The organism is Chryseobacterium sp. MA9 (genome assembly GCF_024399315.1).
In the GTDB taxonomy this organism is placed as follows: Bacteria; Bacteroidota; Bacteroidia; order Flavobacteriales; family Weeksellaceae; genus Chryseobacterium.
Window position 1 is genome coordinate 522,306 of record NZ_CP075170.1, and the last position, 16,306, is coordinate 538,611.

17 protein-coding genes are annotated in these 16,306 nt (G+C 35.8%); 12 read left to right on the forward strand and 5 right to left on the reverse strand.

The features are described 5' to 3' along the window. Positions 1-643: 643 nt before the first annotated feature. Positions 644-1,291: a DUF1349 domain-containing protein gene (locus KIK00_RS02360; RefSeq protein WP_255814970.1), complete on the reverse strand. Its 648-nt coding sequence runs from the start codon at positions 1,289-1,291 to the stop codon at positions 644-646. An 88-nt stretch (positions 1,292-1,379) separates the two neighbouring features. Here KIK00_RS02360 and KIK00_RS02365 point away from each other — a divergent pair, with 88 nt between their 5' ends. The 9 genes from KIK00_RS02365 to KIK00_RS02405 all read left to right on the forward strand — a co-directional run bounded on the left by KIK00_RS02365 (position 1,380) and on the right by KIK00_RS02405 (position 10,302). After that, the gene (locus KIK00_RS02365) at positions 1,380-2,117 is read left to right on the forward strand and encodes a response regulator transcription factor (RefSeq protein WP_255814971.1); all 738 of its coding nucleotides are present in this window, start codon (positions 1,380-1,382) and stop codon (positions 2,115-2,117) included. 93 nt (positions 2,118-2,210) lie between these two features. Next, positions 2,211-2,573 carry an AraC family transcriptional regulator gene (locus KIK00_RS02370; protein WP_255814972.1) on the forward strand — a complete coding sequence of 121 codons (363 nt, stop codon included), beginning with the start codon at positions 2,211-2,213 and terminating at the stop codon, positions 2,571-2,573. A 421-nt stretch (positions 2,574-2,994) separates the two neighbouring features. Beyond that, entirely contained in the window at positions 2,995-4,251 is a 1,257-nt protein-coding gene (locus KIK00_RS02375; RefSeq protein WP_255814973.1) for an aminotransferase class I/II-fold pyridoxal phosphate-dependent enzyme, read from the forward strand. Between the two features lie 5 nt (positions 4,252-4,256). Continuing rightward, positions 4,257-4,889, forward strand: a complete 633-nt coding sequence (locus KIK00_RS02380) for a TetR/AcrR family transcriptional regulator (RefSeq protein WP_047375406.1) — start codon at positions 4,257-4,259, stop codon at positions 4,887-4,889. Between the two features lie 98 nt (positions 4,890-4,987). Further along, positions 4,988-6,073, forward strand: coding sequence for a DNA polymerase III subunit gamma/tau (dnaX, locus tag KIK00_RS02385; RefSeq protein ID WP_255814974.1), 1,086 nt, complete (start codon positions 4,988-4,990; stop codon positions 6,071-6,073). 38 nt (positions 6,074-6,111) lie between these two features. Continuing rightward, positions 6,112-6,687, forward strand: a complete 576-nt coding sequence (locus tag KIK00_RS02390; protein ID WP_255814975.1) for a hypothetical protein — start codon at positions 6,112-6,114, stop codon at positions 6,685-6,687. Between the two features lie 400 nt (positions 6,688-7,087). Then, entirely contained in the window at positions 7,088-8,170 is a 1,083-nt protein-coding gene (locus KIK00_RS02395) for a chorismate mutase (protein WP_255814976.1), read from the forward strand. A gap of 197 nt (positions 8,171-8,367) precedes the next feature. Beyond that, entirely contained in the window at positions 8,368-9,294 is a 927-nt protein-coding gene (gene rsgA, locus KIK00_RS02400) for a ribosome small subunit-dependent GTPase A (RefSeq protein ID WP_255814977.1), read from the forward strand. 591 nt (positions 9,295-9,885) lie between these two features. After that, a complete protein-coding gene (locus KIK00_RS02405) occupies positions 9,886-10,302 on the forward strand; it encodes a nucleoside-diphosphate kinase (RefSeq protein WP_034687444.1) in 417 nt (138 codons plus the stop codon). Between the two features lie 78 nt (positions 10,303-10,380). Here the strand turns inward: KIK00_RS02405 and KIK00_RS02410 are convergent, their stop codons facing one another. Continuing rightward, entirely contained in the window at positions 10,381-10,794 is a 414-nt protein-coding gene (locus tag KIK00_RS02410; protein WP_255814978.1) for a hypothetical protein, read from the reverse strand. Positions 10,795-10,970: 176 nt separating this feature from the next. Continuing rightward, the gene (locus KIK00_RS02415; protein WP_255814979.1) at positions 10,971-12,227 is read right to left on the reverse strand and encodes an alpha-L-fucosidase; all 1,257 of its coding nucleotides are present in this window, start codon (positions 12,225-12,227) and stop codon (positions 10,971-10,973) included. 154 nt (positions 12,228-12,381) lie between these two features. Between KIK00_RS02415 and KIK00_RS02420 the strand changes: the two genes are divergently transcribed. From KIK00_RS02420 to KIK00_RS02430, 3 genes are read left to right on the forward strand one after another with little or no spacing between them, the layout of a single operon-like run. Beyond that, entirely contained in the window at positions 12,382-12,603 is a 222-nt protein-coding gene (locus KIK00_RS02420) for a hypothetical protein (RefSeq protein ID WP_255814980.1), read from the forward strand. Positions 12,604-12,606: 3 nt separating this feature from the next. Further along, a complete protein-coding gene (locus tag KIK00_RS02425) occupies positions 12,607-13,704 on the forward strand; it encodes a DUF692 family multinuclear iron-containing protein (protein ID WP_255814981.1) in 1,098 nt (365 codons plus the stop codon). 35 nt (positions 13,705-13,739) lie between these two features. Continuing rightward, a complete protein-coding gene (locus KIK00_RS02430; RefSeq protein WP_255814982.1) occupies positions 13,740-14,225 on the forward strand; it encodes a DUF1772 domain-containing protein in 486 nt (161 codons plus the stop codon). A 218-nt stretch (positions 14,226-14,443) separates the two neighbouring features. Here KIK00_RS02430 and rpe read toward each other — a convergent pair whose 3' ends face one another. Together rpe and KIK00_RS02440 are read right to left on the reverse strand one after the other, a co-directional pair. Beyond that, entirely contained in the window at positions 14,444-15,094 is a 651-nt protein-coding gene (gene rpe, locus KIK00_RS02435) for a ribulose-phosphate 3-epimerase (RefSeq protein WP_047375387.1), read from the reverse strand. A 90-nt stretch (positions 15,095-15,184) separates the two neighbouring features. Then, positions 15,185-16,258, reverse strand: a complete 1,074-nt coding sequence (locus tag KIK00_RS02440) for a M42 family peptidase (protein WP_213279125.1) — start codon at positions 16,256-16,258, stop codon at positions 15,185-15,187. Positions 16,259-16,306 lie beyond the last annotated feature (48 nt).

The following is a 16,306-nucleotide window of genomic DNA, read 5'->3' on the forward strand; positions in this document are numbered from 1 at the left end:
ATAAATTTTTATCATTGAAGTTTTCAGGTCTTTTGTGTTTTATATTTTTTGATTGTGTAAAAATAGTGAAATTATGGAGATAAATCAGTATCTTAAAATCTGTTTTGTACAAGTTTTATCCCGGTTTGTTGACGATAGGGTACATAAAATTTTCCGAAACATTATAATACCTCAACAATAGGTGATAAATTTATACCTGATTCATTTTTAAATTCCTTCTATAAATCTCAGTGCTGTACCGAACTTGTGATTGGTTTTAGGATTTTACAAATAATAAATATTTATGCTTTTGTATTTTTTTAAGAGTTGCTGATGAATAGTTTTTAGTTTTATTTAATTGATTTTTGTAGTAAAAGTTTGACAAAAAACTGAGGTTAATTCTACATAATATCTTTGTCAGGGCTTATGAATATTCATATTTTTGCAAAAATATTTTCACAACGATTAAAGAAGATTTATTGTATAAATAATGATTCTAAGAACACAAACGGTTTTATCTCAAAAAACAAAAGAGGCTGCATCAAAAGTAACGCCTCTTTTTTAATTGTCATATTTCAGAAATCTCATTTTTAAACATACAAAAACCTCCCATAGATACGGGAGGTGAATTAAACTGATTGTATATTGAAGTATAATTCAATCATTATTTATGAGTTTCAAGCCATTTCAGCCTGCGCTCATCAGGTAGATGCCTTACTTTAAAGTTCTCAAAAAGAGCATTGAAACCCTGTCCGTCAGGGCAGGCGGCTATTAAACCAACCATTACCGGAGTATTATCCTGAAGTGGAGCATTCCGCATCATGATATAGTTTTTATCATCAAAAGAATAAAATATTTCCACAGCATCAAGCCTTCTCACAGCTTTTATCCATACTGCGGGAGGTATTTTCTCTAATGTTATAACACTCCAGTCACTTTTGTTGTGAGTAACTACGGTGCTGAGGTTATACTTGCCGTCTACAAATTCCACTCCGGCTTTGATGTAATGCTCTTTGTCAGTTCTCAGCATAAGACCCATCTGATCAAACCGGGCTTTGTAGCTGCCTGTTATTTTTACTTTTGCTTCAAATTCACCGCCATAAGTGGTGTAATAAAAGGGAGCATCATCCACCGTAAATCCATAATGTGAAACTCTCCAGTAATCACTCTGCGGAGTCACAAACATCGAAAGGCTGTTGTTTTTGATTTCCCATTTTTCAGGTTCATTGAACCATGTCATTTTTTCCAGGCTCTGGGCAGAAAATTTTTGAATTAGGAATAGGACACAAAAGCTTAAAATCAATTTCTTCATTGTCTTTGGATAAATTCTAAGGGTAAATTATTATTTTAGCAAAAGTATTCTTAAACCTTATTTGCGTCAATACTGATAAATAACCATTATGGAAATCCGTGAACAGCTCAGCGATAAATTGCTCGATAACGCTTCCAGAAAATGCATGCTTGATATAGAAGTCTATAAGCAAAGAGCACTTGCGTACTCCCAGATGGAAGGTGCAATATGTGTATTGAGTGATATGCAGGCGAATAAAAGCTATATTTATAAATCTGCAGCAGCTGGAGAACTTGGGCTGACTATAGGGGAAAATCCCACAGAAATAGACTCCATCTGGGAAGAAGAGATGCTGAAAAAGATTCATCCAGACGACCGGCTGAAGAAATATATCCATGAGCTCCGCTTTTTCAAATTACTGGATACTATGGAAATGGAACAGCGCACAGAATACAGTGTCGTGTCAAAAATAAGGATGAAAGATAAAAATGAAGAATACCGCTGGGTTAAACACCGCATGTTTTACGTGTATTCACCCTCTAATGGAAGACTGAGGCTGGCCCTTTGCCTTTATAATATTGCTTTGGCTTCATCTTTAGTCTCCGATTTTATGATTATCAATACAATAAAAGGAGAAGTTGTTGTAAAAGATAAGCTTGATTATAAAAATATTCTGAGCCCAAGAGAATTGGAAGTTTTGAAATTTGTGGGAGAGGGCTATGCCAGCAAAGAAATTGCTGATATACTTTTCATAAGTATCAATACCGTCAGCAGACACCGTCAGAATATTCTGGAAAAACTAAAAGTAAAAAATTCTACACAAGCTTTCAAAGACAGTTTTTATTAACTACTTAGCTTTAAATATCCGAAAAGCTCACCGTGTTATTTTGTATCTTATGATTAATTTTATACCTTAAATACAGATTAGCAAGAAAAACACATGATGAAAAGAAGTGAAGAAATTACCCGTCAATATTTTACCTTTCTGGACAAACACATTCAGGACGTTATTTCCGGAACTGTTCAGGATTTTATGGAACTGAACGAAATTGCCGGAAAGCTTGCTGTTTCTCATAAACACCTCACCGATACCATTAAAAAATCAACCGGAGAACACCCCTGTTATTTTTATGACGGAAAAATTATAGAACAAGCCAAAGATATGCTCATTAATTCCGATAAATCTGTAGCAGAAATTGCCCGTATTTTTACATACGACCCATCCAATTTTTCAAAATTTTTCAAAAAAATGACCGGTTTTACTCCCGGAAATTTCAGGAATTCCAAAAAGAACATAATCTGACTACTTTTTTTGTTTAATATTGCTGTAGTAGGAGATTTGTGCTGTATTTTGTCTTTGAGTAGGGATTTGGTCGCTCAAATTGTCAGTTTTAAAAAGCTGTTTAGTGAATTAAACTGTTAAAATATTGGAGAAATAATCTTTTATAAATGAGCTGTTTGTGAAAAATAATCATATTTTTTTATTATTTATATACTAATGTTGCTTTATTGTTTGATTTTTTTACTAAATTTAGGTAAGAAAAAACTAATTAATTCAATAGGAAAAAATGTTAAAAAGATACAGATATAAAAAATAGTTTGATTACCAGATAATAAGAATAAATTATTGTGTCTTTAATAATATTTAATCTTAATGCAGGTGTTTAAGCCCTCTAAATAGTTATATATTTGTCTCTTTTAAACCACAACAAACAAGATTAAGGATGAGCATCAATTTCACAACAGCAACTATTAAAGACTTTGAGAATATACCAGATAATGATATGGCTCAAAGAGCTGAAATTTTTTATGAATATTTAGACTATGTAAAGTCTAATGGACACATGAATTACAGACTGAAGAACACTTCAGGAACCAATGCAATATTGAATGTAAATATTGCAGATCAAAACAGAGAATTTGTTAGTTTTGTATCAAGTGATTATTTAGGATTTACACAGCATCCAAAAGTAAAACAGGCTGCTATTGAAGGAATCGAAAAATATGGCACAGGCACAGGAGCTACTCCTCTCATAGGTGGATATTTTGATTACCACAATGCCTTAGAAAAAAGAATTTCAAGTTTTTTTAAAAGAACAGAAGATGAAGCCGTAGTATTTACTACCGGTTATACAGCTAATAGCGCAAGTTTACAGTGTTTAATGCAGAAAGAAGATCTTGCTATTTTAGACATGGCAGTACATGCCAGTGTACACGAAGGATGCGCTTTTACCAATAAAAAAACATTTCCGCACAATAATTTGGAATCTTTGGAACACATTTTGAAGGTATCTGAAAATCTGTACCGTACGAAACTCGTTATTGTGGATGGAGTGTATTCCCAGGATGGTGATACCTCCCGTATTAATGAGATCTACAATCTTGTGAAAAAGTATAATGCCTTTCTAATGGTAGACGACGTACATGGCGTTGGTATCCTTGGTGAAACAGGCAGAGGTACTTTGGAACAGGCTGGATTATTGGATAAAGTAGACCTCATCACAGGAACATTCAGTAAAACGTTTGGAAATCTTGGAGGATATGTCATTGCCGATAAAAAATTGGCTGCCTTCATGAGATTCCATTCCCGTCAGCAGATTTTCTCAGCAACAGCTCCACCATCATCCGCAGGAATTGTTAAAGCCATTGATTTAATAGACGAAGAACCCATCTGGAGAGAAAAGCTCTGGAGCAACATCAATTATTTCAAAAAAGGACTTGACGATCTTGGATTGGATACCGGAGTTACCTGTTCCGCAATTATTCCAGTGAAAATAGGAGATCCCTATGTAACAGGTGAAGTCGGAAAACTACTAATAGAAAAAGGAATCTATACCAACCCGATTCTTTACCCGGCTGTTCCAAGAAAAGATGCGCGTATCAGGATGAGTGTAACTGCAAGACACGAAAAAGAACACCTCGACAAAACGCTTAACGCGTTTGATGATATTAATAAAAAATTGCATATTGCAAAAAAATAATAATTATGCCTAGAAAAGTAGTGCAGGGCCCCATTAGGGACAAAGAAAAAACAAAACAAAAACTGCTTGCTGCAGTTGGTAAAATTTTAAGAGTAAAAGGATACTCCGGACTAAAAGTAAGTAAAATTGCCGCAGTGGCCGGATTTGATAAAAAATTGATCTATGAGTACTTTGGAAGTACTGATAAGCTGATTGATGAATATATCAAATCTCAGGATTACTGGAGCCAGGTCAACCAGGACGTTGATATGGATTTCTCTGACGGAGGGCATGAACTTACTAAAATGGTTGTACTCAACCAGTTCGAAAACCTGAAGAAGAATAAAGAACTTCAGAAGATTATCCTATGGGAGCTTTCAGAAAGTAAACCTATTCTTAAAAAATTAGTTGAACAACGTGAAGAAGTAGGAGAGGTTTTATTTGGGAATATCTCAGATCCTTATTTTGGCGAAGGTGTAGCTACAAGACACAGAGCAATTATGGCTTTGATTGTTTCCGGAGCTTACTATCTTAACCTTTATACAGGATATAACGCAAACAAGTTCTGCGGTATTGACCTGAAAACAGAAGAAGGTAGAAAAGAGATTGAAGGCGCTATTGTTGAGTTGATTGACTTTGCATACAGTAAAAAAAAGTAGGGATTAAAAGTTTTCCGATTTAAACAGAAATACGTTTTTTGTTGATATTTGAAAACTTTTAATTTTCAAATTAAAACTATATTTCTTATTTTTGACCAATGGAAAATTTTATAGTATCTGCAAGAAAATATCGTCCTCAGGAGTTTGATACGGTTGTAGGACAATCTCATATTACGGATACTTTAGAACATGCAATTGAAGAAAGTCAATTAGCTCAGGCATTACTTTTTTGTGGTCCTCGTGGTGTGGGTAAAACTACTTGCGCCAGAATTCTTGCAAGAAAGATCAATGAGAAAGATGGCTCGGTTTCAGAAGATGGCTTTGCTTATAATATCTATGAGCTGGATGCGGCATCCAATAACTCTGTAGATGATATCAGGGAACTGATAGATCAGGTAAGATTTGCACCTCAGGTCGGTAAATACAAAGTGTATATTATTGACGAGGTCCATATGCTGTCTTCTGCCGCTTTCAATGCATTCCTTAAAACACTGGAAGAGCCGCCTGCCCATGCGATCTTTATTTTGGCAACAACGGAGAAACATAAAATTATTCCAACAATTTTATCCCGTTGCCAGATCTATGACTTCAAAAGAATTACGATTGAAGATATCCAGAGCCACCTTAGAAATATTGCCCAGAAAGAAAATATCCAGTACGAAGATGATGCATTGTACCTGATTGCTCAGAAAGCCGACGGTGCACTGAGAGATGCGCTTTCTATCTTCGACAGACTTTCTACATTCTCCCAGAAAAATATTACGCTGGCAAAAGCAGCCGAAGTATTGAATATTCTGGATTACGATCAATACCTCAATATTGTAGATCTTGCCAAGGAAAACAAAATTCCTGAAGTACTTTTTGCATTCAATGAAATTGTAAAAAAAGGATTTGATCCCCACATTTTCATTGCCGGATTAGGAAATCATTTCAGAGATTTGATGATGGCGCAGAATACTTCTACTATTGATCTCATTGAAGTGGGAGAGAAGACAAAATCCAAATTTGTAGAACAGGGGCAGAAGTGGGCCGCCCAGCAGCTGATTGATGGCATTGAAATCTGCAATCATGCAGATATTAATTATAAGAATTCCAAAAACCCAAGACTTACGGTTGAAATTGCATTAATGCAGCTGGCTTCACTGACAGCTAATTTAGGCGATACTAAAAAAAAAAGTTCCTGATTCTAGCTCCGTTTCTCAGTGAGAAACAGGAGGTGAAGATGCCGGAAAAAGCTCCGGAGAAAAAGGAAGTTAAAGCAGAACAACAACCTGCAGCTTCTCAGACAGTTCAGGAAGTTTCAGTAACAAAAACAACCAAGCCGTTGTCAAGGCCGGGAATCTCTTCCGGTTTCAGCATCAATTCTTTCCTTAATAAAGAAGATAAAGTGGAAACAACAGAAAATGTTGTTGTAAAAACTGAAAACCTTCCCCAAAACCATTTTACAGATACAGATTTGCAGATGGAATGGAAAATTATGCTTAAACAGCTTCAGGTAAAAAATAACTTTGTATTTAACGCAGTAAAAACCTTTAAGCTGGAAAAAGCTGAGGAGCACAAAATCAAAGTTTTATTCCCTTCAGATTCTGCCAAAGTAGAATTTGATAAAATAAGTGGAGAATTTTTTAATCATTTTAAAAGAAAAATTCAGAATCATATTATAGAGATAGAATACGTCAGAGACGTTGAAAATCTGAAGATTGAGGTGGTGACGAAGAGAAAGATGTTTGAAAAACTTATCGAAAAAAATCCACTTTTGAAAGATCTTGATGATTTAATGAAGTTTGATTTGACATAATTTTTATATATTTGTCAAATATTTCTGTCGAAAATAAGTTTTTGACAAAAACAAATTACAACCAGAAACGCTAAAACAAAGACATTTCCAGAATAAAATGGAAAAACAGACTAACACATATCTGTCTTTTTTTGCACCCGCTAATTACTTTTTTAGCGGTTATTTTAGTTTTTCTGCTTCTTATTATAGAAATTTCAGAACGTATTACCGATTTTATTGGTACTGTTAACTGAATTTCTTTCCAAAAAATACAGGAGAAGTAGAGCCCTATTATTTTCCTGATTCCTTTAAACAATTTTGAACGGCATTTTTTGAAAAGAATTATAAATTAAATTTTATAATCCAAAGGGCTATTGCTGTCAACGAAAAAAATTATATAAAAAACAATAAAATTTAGAATATGAATTTAAATGATTTGAAAAATGAGTGGATCAATGGGCTTACACAACCTCTAATGATCGCGGGACCATGTAGTGCGGAAAGTGAAGCTCAAATGCTGGAAACCGCTAGGAGAATTAAAGAGTCCAATGCCAATGTATCGGTTTTCCGTGCAGGAATCTGGAAGCCCCGTACCAAACCAAACGGTTTTGAAGGAGTAGGAGTGATTGGTTTGAACTGGCTAAAAAAAGTAAAAGAAGAGTACGGTTTTAAAACAGCTACTGAGGTAGCAAATGCACACCACGTATTTGCCGCTCTGGAAGCAGATGTAGATGTTCTTTGGATTGGAGCACGTTCTACAGTGAATCCATTTACAGTACAGGAAATTGCAATGGCTTTAAGAGGAACAGATAAGCCTGTATTCGTGAAAAATCCTGTGAATCCGGATCTTGCATTATGGATCGGAGCATTGGAAAGGCTTTTAGGTCAGGATATTAAAAACCTGGGAGTAATCCACAGAGGATTTTCAACATATCAGAAAACAAAATACAGAAATAACCCGAACTGGCAGATTGCCCTTGATTTCAAGAGCCAGTTTCCAAATATTCCAATGCTGATTGACCCGTCACACATCTGCGGAAACAGAACAGGTCTTGCTGATATTACACAGGAAGCTCTTAACGTAGGATACCAGGGTGCTATCATTGAATCGCACTGCAATCCGGATGAAGCCTGGAGTGATGCTTCCCAGCAGATTACTCCTGAAGTTCTTGCAGACCTTATTGGTAATCTGAAAGTAAGAAGCTCTAATCTTGCAGGATTTGAAGGGGAGATGGGAAGACACAGAACTTTAATCTCAGACCTTGACTTCCAGTTAATTGAACTTCTTTCTCAAAGAATGAAAATTTCTGAAAAGATTGGTAAACTTAAAAAGGAAAACGACATTGCGATCTTCCAGCCTGAACGTTGGAAGGTAATTACGGAATACGCAAATCAGAAAGCGAAAGAAACCGGAATGTCTCAGGAATTTATTGAAAAAGTCTTCAAAGCAATTCACGAAGAATCTATTGAAGTTCAGAATAGCATTATGATCGATAAGAGATAAACTGCAGATAACGGGTAAGAGAATTAGGATTTAGCACAAGCAGAATTTGATTTAATTCCTGAAAACGATTACCTATTTGCGGCAAAAAATATTTATTAGGGCTTAGACCTCAGGATTTAGACGAATTGAAACATGTGTTTTTAACCTATTTCCTGAATGCTAAGCCCTAATTCCTTATATTTGCACCAGTATTATCTATGAAAGGAAAAATCATTAAATCTACAGGCAGCTGGTACCAGGTTTTGGAATTGGAAACAAATAAAATTTTCGAGGCCAGGATCAGGGGGAAATTCAAATTAATAAAAACAAGGCTTACCAATCCACTTGCTGTAGGAGATTTTGTTGAGTTTCAGCTGGAACAGGATGATATTGCCTGGATCACGAAAATTGAGCCACGCTCCAATTATCTGATCAGAAAATCAGTAAACCTTTCAAAAGAAGCCCATATTATTGCTTCCAATATAGATTTGGCGTGCTTTATCTTTACCCTGAAGCATCCTGAAACATCTTTAGGATTCCTTGACAGGTTTCTGGCATGCTGTGAAGCCTATAATATTACTCCATTGATTCTTTTTAATAAGATTGATGTTCTCCACGGGGAAGAAATCGAAATTGTGAAAGATATAGAGTTTCTTTATCAGGAAATTGGCTATAACACGTTGGAAATTTCATCATATTCGAGACTGAATCTTGAGCAGCTGGAGGAAATCCTTAAAGATAAAACCTCAGTATTCTTCGGGCACTCCGGTTGTGGGAAATCCACTTTAGTAAATGCTTTGCAGCCAGGATTGAATTTAAAAACATCTGAAATTTCAGATACCCATCTAAAAGGAAAACATACGACAACTTTTGCACAGATGCACTTTTGGGATTTTGGCGGAAATGTTATCGATACCCCCGGTGTTCGTGAATTTGCCATGATTGATATTGAAAAAGAAGAAGTACAGCATTACTTTCCTGAGATTTTCAAAAAGAGAGAAGAATGCAAATTTCACAATTGCCTTCACGTTAATGAGCCGAAGTGTGCCGTTCTTGATGCCCTTGAAACAGGCGAAATACAACATTCGCGCTATGCCACTTACATTAAATTGATGGATGAGGCGGAAGAAGCTTCTCAGAAATAATATAACAAGATCAATTTACTATATTAAACTGCTGCAGATTAATTCGGACAATTTGTACAGATTTTATTGTTATTATTTTAGAATAATATTTTTCAAATATTATTTTTTAATGGACAAATTTAATATTCTTACTGGTGGTCTATTTTTTTTGACTTATTTTTCTAAATTTTGACGAAAAAAAATCTCTTTTTAGATAACTCTACTTTTTGGCATGACAAATTTGGCAGATAACTCCACTTTTGGCATATTTTAGTTTATTAAAAAAATAATATTCTAGAAAATCTGATTATTCCATTAATTGAAATAAAAGTAACAATATTATTAAATATGCTCTTATTTAGCTCTTTAAATTATTGAATCAATAAAAAATGGTACTTTTTTTTGAAAATAAAAAACCCAGCCGAAGCTGGGTAAAAACTAATAACCATGAAAACTCAAATTAAACATGAGAATCGCAATAGAATAAACAATTACTGTGCCAAAGATTGGTTCATGATTTCTTAATAAAAGTTATTTTTATGTTAAAAAAAAATTAAAATAAAAATCAAAGATATTTTTTGTAATTTTGCGCCATTAAAAAAATATACATTTATGTCTAACATTACATTCACTATGATTAAGCCTGATGCAGTTGCTGACGGACATATCGGTGCTATATTGGGTAAGATTGCTGAAGGAGGTTTTAAAATCAAAGCTTTAAAATTAACTCAGCTTACAGTTGCTGATGCAAAAAAATTCTATGAAGTACACGCTGAAAGACCATTTTATGGTGAGTTGGTAGAATTCATGAGCTCTGGTCCTATCGTGGCTGCAGTTTTAGAAAAAGATAATGCAGTTGAAGACTTCAGAACATTAATCGGTGCTACTAACCCTGCAGAAGCTGCGGAAGGTACAATCAGAAAAATGTTTGCAAGAAGCATCGGAGAGAATGCTGTTCACGGTTCAGATTCTGACGAGAATGCATTAATCGAAGCTCAGTTCCATTTTTCAGGAAGAGAGATTTTCTAAGAAATCATCTTACAAAATAAAAAATCCGGAGAGAATTCTCCGGATTTTGTTTTTATATCATATTGGTATTTCAACTTATTAAAGGTTGTTTTCAATTGCTCCTACGTTTTCTCTGTAAAGTTCAATAGGTTTATTGAGTAAAACAGCAATGACGGTCATCTGCTTATCAAGCTTTTCCTTTGGAATATCAATATAAATAATTCCAGGTCTATCACTCCAGTAAAGTTTATTGTATATCGTATGTGACAGCATAGTGCCTTCACCCACGACTCTTATTCTGGCAATTCCGTTTTTTATTCCTTTTAAGGCAATTGGGCCTGTAGGTGTTCCTTCCACAAAAAGATAAAGTGTCTGTTTATCTTTTGACAATGCACTCATTCCTGAATAATGGCCATCCGGTAATCCTTTTTCGGTTTCATAAAGTGCCTCTGCATGCTTACTTACCCATTGCAAAGTTTCCTGATTGGTGTTGGGTGTTTTCTTGATTTTCATATCTAGACCATCACTAGTCAGACCTGAAGAAGTCGGCAGATTATAACCATTGTACAGTGTACTGGCAATATTATAGACTGCTTCCTGCGTATTTTTATTACCAAGGATTTCAGCGAGAGTGGGATCTTCCTTCTTAAAATCTTTCAGAAATACAGGTGGAGTATCAAAAGCAAGTTCTACAACAGTGACATCTTTGTCAATTTCACATTGGAAAAATTCAATGTCAGTGTTTTTTCAGCATCGTAATCTGCTTTAATAATGGCCGAAGGATCTCCTATTATTTTTGCTGAAGCAGGTTTTGTTTCTAATCCATAAATCTTTGTGAAGTTTTTAGCTTCCTCCAGGTAAAGGAATAAAGATTTTTTAGAAGTAGACAAAGAAGACTTCCCTTTGTAATTTTCAAAAGGAATTCCACGGGTTGTTTCATAAATGGCACGCTGATTTTTGGAGGTCCAGCGGCCAAGATTCTTCAGGATTTCAATCTGCTCCTCGGGAATTGTACCATCTGATCTGGGGCCGATATCAAGCAGAAGATTTCCTCCCATACTGATAACGTCTGTAAGGGTTCTTACGATCATATTGGGTGTTTTATAGCTTTTATCATAAGGCTGATATCCCCAGGAATCATTCATGGTATAACAAAGCTCCCAGTATTGATTTTGCGGCGGAACTACCGGAATTCCCTGTTCGGGAGTATCATAATCCCCATGATTGTTGAGCCTTGAATTGATGATGATATTCGAATTGTATTTCTTGAGCAGATCCAGGGTCTGTGAAGCTCTCCATTCCTCAGAAGTATGTTCCCAGTCTCCATCGAACCAAAGAAGGTCAGGGGAGTACTGAGAGGAAAGTTCATCAAGCTGACTTTGGTAGTAGCTGATAAAATTCTGCCAGCGTTTCGGATCATCTTTTATTTCGTATCGCTTTTTTGTCCGGGTATTGATATCATAATAGGGATGGCTCCAATCCGGCAGAGAGAAGTAAAGCCCTGTTTTCAATCCTGATTTTTTCAAAGCGGAAACAAAAGGACTTAAAACATCTTTTTTTGTCAAAGACTGCCCGGGAATAGTGGTTGCATTTTTAGCCTTAGAGTTCCACAATGAAACTCCGTCATGATGTTTTGTTGTGATAACAGCGTATTTTGCTCCGGATTCTTTAATCAGGTTTACCCATTGTTCGGGCTGGTATTTTGAAGCTGAAAAATCATTCAGCTGTTTCATATAATTTTCGTGATTGATATAATTGTTGAAAAATGACCATGATTCGGAGATCCCATTCACGGAGTAGATTCCCCAATGAATAAAAATACCCAGTTTGGCATTTTTAAACCATTCCATTTTCTTGCTGTTGTCAGCTGTTTGAACCTGTGCGCTGATATGATAAGCAGATAATACCAACCCAAGGAAAACAGCTTTAATCAGGCTGCTTTTCATATATAGTTTTTTTTGCCATTAAATATAAATAAAGAAAACATGACAGCATAAAATAGTTTTTAATATTTCTTAATAAATGATATCAAAATAGCACCTATTATTGTATTTTTATAAATGGAACGTTTATTGTAAATTCTATCTGAAAAAAGCAATTATGAAAATTCCAGTAGCATTAATGGCGAGTTTATTAGCAATAGGAGTATCTGCACAAAGTACTAAACCTGAAGCTAAAACTAAAAAGCCTATAAAAAAAGTAAAGCGAGTAACAGCGCCCGACACTGCTGAAAAGAAAAAACCGGGAACTCCCAAGCCAATCGTAAAAAAAGATACGCTTGTTCTTCGTGGTCATGGCTGCCCGGCCTGTGGAATGGGATAAAAGATGAAAAAACCACTGTTAGGAATATCAATGATGGCAGAAGCTGATTTTGTTTCTGCTGTTTTGCCATTGCTGCAGAACAACGCTATTGATGTTCTGGAATGGTCCTTTGATACCCTTTACCATACCAATGAACCGGATTGGCTTCGTGATCTGCTGAACTTTTATGCAGAAAATAACCGTTTGATAGGACATGGCGTTTATTATTCCCTGTTTGATGCAAGGTGGACGGAAAGACAGGAAGAATGGCTGCAGAAGCTAAATGAAGAAGTCAGTCTAAGGAAATACAATCATATCACGGAACATTTCGGTTTCATGAACACTGAAAACTTTCACCAGGGAGTGCCATTGCCGGTATCTCTGCATTCCAAAACGTTACAGATAGGAAAAGACAGGCTGTACAGGCTTCAGGAAGCTGTGGACATTCCTATTGGCATAGAAAATTTAGCCTTTTCATTTTCCATAGACGATGTTAAAGAGCAAGGTGTGTTTCTTGACAGGCTTACGGAGGATACCAATGGTTTCCTGATTCTGGATCTTCATAATATTTACTGTCAATCCTGTAATTTTGAAGTAGAAATGCGGGAAATAATTGATCTTTATCCTTTGGATAAGGTAAAAGAGATTCATCTTTCCGGGGGGAGCTGGCAAGAAAGTGTCTATGGTAAAAAGCAGGTAAGAAGAGATACTCATGATGATGTTATTCCTGAAACAATCTTTTCTGTTTTACCCTCTGTGTTGGAACAGTGCCAGAATCTGGAATATATCATTATTGAAAGGCTGGGGCATACGCTGAAAACAGAAGAGGACAAAGAAAATTTCCTGAATGATTTCAATAAAGTTAAGACAGTGATAGAAGCTTCAGATTGGAAAAGAAGGGAGAAGGGTAGCTGGAGCAAGCAGAAAATACAGATTCCGAAGAAACCTGTCGAAGATCTGGCCTTGTTTGAAGAGCAGTCGAGGCTTACCAGGCTTCTTTTTGACAATGCAGGAGCAGTAGTCATCAAAGATCAGGATTTTCATTATTTTAAAACAGATAACTGGGATCCCGAAATGATTCTTACGGCCCAGAATATCATTAAAAAGTGGAATCCTTATTAATTCTATCCTGATAACCAAAATCAAAATATATGAAAATGACAACATTAGTATTGATCATTACCGCTGTCCTCACTGCTCTGATAGGAGGACTTTTCTATGCTTATTCATGTTCTGTAGTTCTCGGGCTGGGAAAGCTCTCTGATGTGGAATATCTGAAGGCTATGCAGAACATCAACCGGGAAATTCTGAATCCTGTTTTCTTCATGAGTTTTATGGGAACAGCAATTCTCCTTCCGGTATCTGCCTTTTTGTTCCGGGGACATCAGCCTGTTTTTATTTTTCTCCTGTTGGCAGCACTAGCCTATCTGATCGGAGTTTTTGGAGTGACGGTTGCCGGGAATGTTCCGATGAATGATACGTTGGATAAGTTTGATATTTCCGGTTCTACAACAGATGCGATCAGGCAGATGCGTGATAATTTTGAAAACAGATGGAATTTTCTGAATAATATAAGAACTGTCTTTTCTGTCGTTTCCATCATTTTTGTGGTCTGTGCCTGTATTTGGAACAGGGAAGTGTAAAAAGCACCTCAATAAGTAAAAATACTTAATGATAGATTCAGTATTTCTACGGATGTATAGGTATGCTTTTATTCAGATCTTTGTAATGTTAGCAAGACAAAACAGAGTTTTAACATTTTCAAAGTGTTGAAAAAAAATTTATAACCAAGAAGACTTCATTTCAAACAAGAGAAAAGGCAGCCATTGGCTGCCTTTTGTTTTTATGATAAATATAATTGTTAAATCTTTAGAAGCTCAATCGTTCTCTCAGGGCTTTCTGCCGAGAAAACAGCATTTCCTGCAACAAGTACATCAGCTCCGGCTTCAAAAAGCTTAGAAGCGTTGTCAAGATTTACACCACCGTCAATTTCGATAAGTGCTGTAGAGTTGTTGCTTAAGATCAGGTCTTTGGTTTCAGCAATCTTTTTGTAAGTGTTTTCAATGAATTTCTGACCTCCAAATCCTGGATTTACACTCATTAACAATACCAGATCCACGTCTGCAATGATGTCTTCAAGCATTAATACAGGAGTGGAAGGGTTTAAAACAACACCCGCTTTTACTCCTTTACTCTGAATGTGGTGAATAGTTCTGTGAAGATGAGTACATGCTTCATAATGCACCGAAATAAGGTCTGCACCATGATTGATGAATTCATCAACATATTTCTCAGGCTCCACAATCATCAGGTGAACATCTACAAATTTTTTGGCATGCTGCTGAACAGTTTTCATTACCGGAAAACCAAATGAAATGTTTGGTACAAATCTGCCGTCCATCACATCAATGTGGAACCAGTCGGCCTGAGAATTGTTCAGCATTTCAATGTCTCTTTGCAGATTCCCAAAGTCTGCAGATAAAAGGGATGGAGCAATAAGCTTCGTTTTCATTTTTACTTTTTATACTTTTACTTTATTAGATATTAAAAATTAATTTGTCAGCTATTACTAATTTCTAACAACTAATCTCTAATTTCTTTTTTAATGATACTTCAGTTTCATTTCCGGTTTGATCTTAAGAACTGTTTCATAGATAAGTTTGATAACATTACCTACGTCTTCTTTAGAGACCATTTCTACCGTAGTATGCATATAACGCAAAGGTAAGGAAATTAAAGCACTTGGTACTCCGCCGTTGGAATGTGCAAAAGCATCTGTATCAGTTCCTGTAGCTCTGCTTGAAGCAGCTCTTTGGAAAGGTATTTTTTTAGTTTTTGCTGTATCAATAATCAATTCTCTGATCGTATGATGAACACTTGGAGCAAAAAATACTACCGGTCCTGCACCACATTTCTGATCTCCTTCTTTCTTCTTTTCAATCATTGGAGTGGTGGTGTCGTGGGTAACATCCGTTACAATAGCAATATTAGGTTTGATGGTGTCAGCGATCATATCTGCACCATATAAGCCTACTTCTTCCTGTACAGAATTGGTAATATAAAGTCCGAACGGGATAGATTTTTTATTTTCTTTTAAAAGTCTTGCTACTTCAGCAATCATGAAACCTCCGATTCTGTTGTCCAGCGCTCTGCAGACAAAATATCTGTCGTTCATTTCGAAGAACTCGTCCGGGTAAGTAATCATACATCCTACAAAAATTCCCATTTCTTCCACTTCTTTTTTGGAAGTAGCACCACAGTCGATGAAGATATTTTCGATTTTTGGAGTAGGCTCATTCTGATTTGTTCTCGTATGAATAGCCGGCCACCCGAATACTCCTTTTACAATTCCGTTTTCTCCATGGATATGAACCACTTTTGAAGGAGCTATTGTTTGATCAGAACCTCCGTTTCTGATGACATAGATTAATCCGTCATCCGTAATATAATTGACGTACCATGAAATTTCATCAGCATGTGCTTCAATCACTACTTTAAATTCAGCTTCCGGATTAATGATCCCATAACAGGTTCCATAATGATCTACTTCTATTTTATCAACATAGGGTCTGATATAGTCCATCCATACTTCTTGTCCTTTATGTTCGTAGCCTGTTGGTGATGAAGTATTTAAATATTTCTCTAAAAATTTCAAAGATTTCTTTTCAAATTTCATAAAAAGGAATGATTTTTGCGTTTAATTTTTGTTGTTATAAGTGTAAAA

Coding starts and splice junctions, on each gene's coding strand:
- KIK00_RS02410 (WP_255814978.1), bottom strand. CDS start 10,794: ATGAAAATCAAGAAAACACCCAACACCAATCAGGAAACTTTGCAATGG.
- KIK00_RS02425 (WP_255814981.1), top strand. CDS start 12,607: ATGAAAAAACCACTGTTAGGAATATCAATGATGGCAGAAGCTGATTTT.
- KIK00_RS02430 (WP_255814982.1), top strand. CDS start 13,740: ATGACAACATTAGTATTGATCATTACCGCTGTCCTCACTGCTCTGATA.
- rpe (WP_047375387.1), bottom strand. CDS start 15,094: ATGAAAACGAAGCTTATTGCTCCATCCCTTTTATCTGCAGACTTTGGG.
- KIK00_RS02380 (WP_047375406.1), top strand. CDS start 4,257: ATGCCTAGAAAAGTAGTGCAGGGCCCCATTAGGGACAAAGAAAAAACA.
- KIK00_RS02415 (WP_255814979.1), bottom strand. CDS start 12,227: ATGAAAAGCAGCCTGATTAAAGCTGTTTTCCTTGGGTTGGTATTATCT.
- KIK00_RS02405 (WP_034687444.1), top strand. CDS start 9,886: ATGTCTAACATTACATTCACTATGATTAAGCCTGATGCAGTTGCTGAC.
- dnaX (WP_255814974.1), top strand. CDS start 4,988: ATGGAAAATTTTATAGTATCTGCAAGAAAATATCGTCCTCAGGAGTTT.
- KIK00_RS02360 (WP_255814970.1), bottom strand. CDS start 1,291: ATGAAGAAATTGATTTTAAGCTTTTGTGTCCTATTCCTAATTCAAAAA.
- KIK00_RS02420 (WP_255814980.1), top strand. CDS start 12,382: ATGAAAATTCCAGTAGCATTAATGGCGAGTTTATTAGCAATAGGAGTA.
- KIK00_RS02365 (WP_255814971.1), top strand. CDS start 1,380: ATGGAAATCCGTGAACAGCTCAGCGATAAATTGCTCGATAACGCTTCC.
- KIK00_RS02375 (WP_255814973.1), top strand. CDS start 2,995: ATGAGCATCAATTTCACAACAGCAACTATTAAAGACTTTGAGAATATA.
- KIK00_RS02440 (WP_213279125.1), bottom strand. CDS start 16,258: ATGAAATTTGAAAAGAAATCTTTGAAATTTTTAGAGAAATATTTAAAT.
- KIK00_RS02390 (WP_255814975.1), top strand. CDS start 6,112: ATGCCGGAAAAAGCTCCGGAGAAAAAGGAAGTTAAAGCAGAACAACAA.
- rsgA (WP_255814977.1), top strand. CDS start 8,368: ATGAAAGGAAAAATCATTAAATCTACAGGCAGCTGGTACCAGGTTTTG.
- KIK00_RS02395 (WP_255814976.1), top strand. CDS start 7,088: ATGAATTTAAATGATTTGAAAAATGAGTGGATCAATGGGCTTACACAA.
- KIK00_RS02370 (WP_255814972.1), top strand. CDS start 2,211: ATGATGAAAAGAAGTGAAGAAATTACCCGTCAATATTTTACCTTTCTG.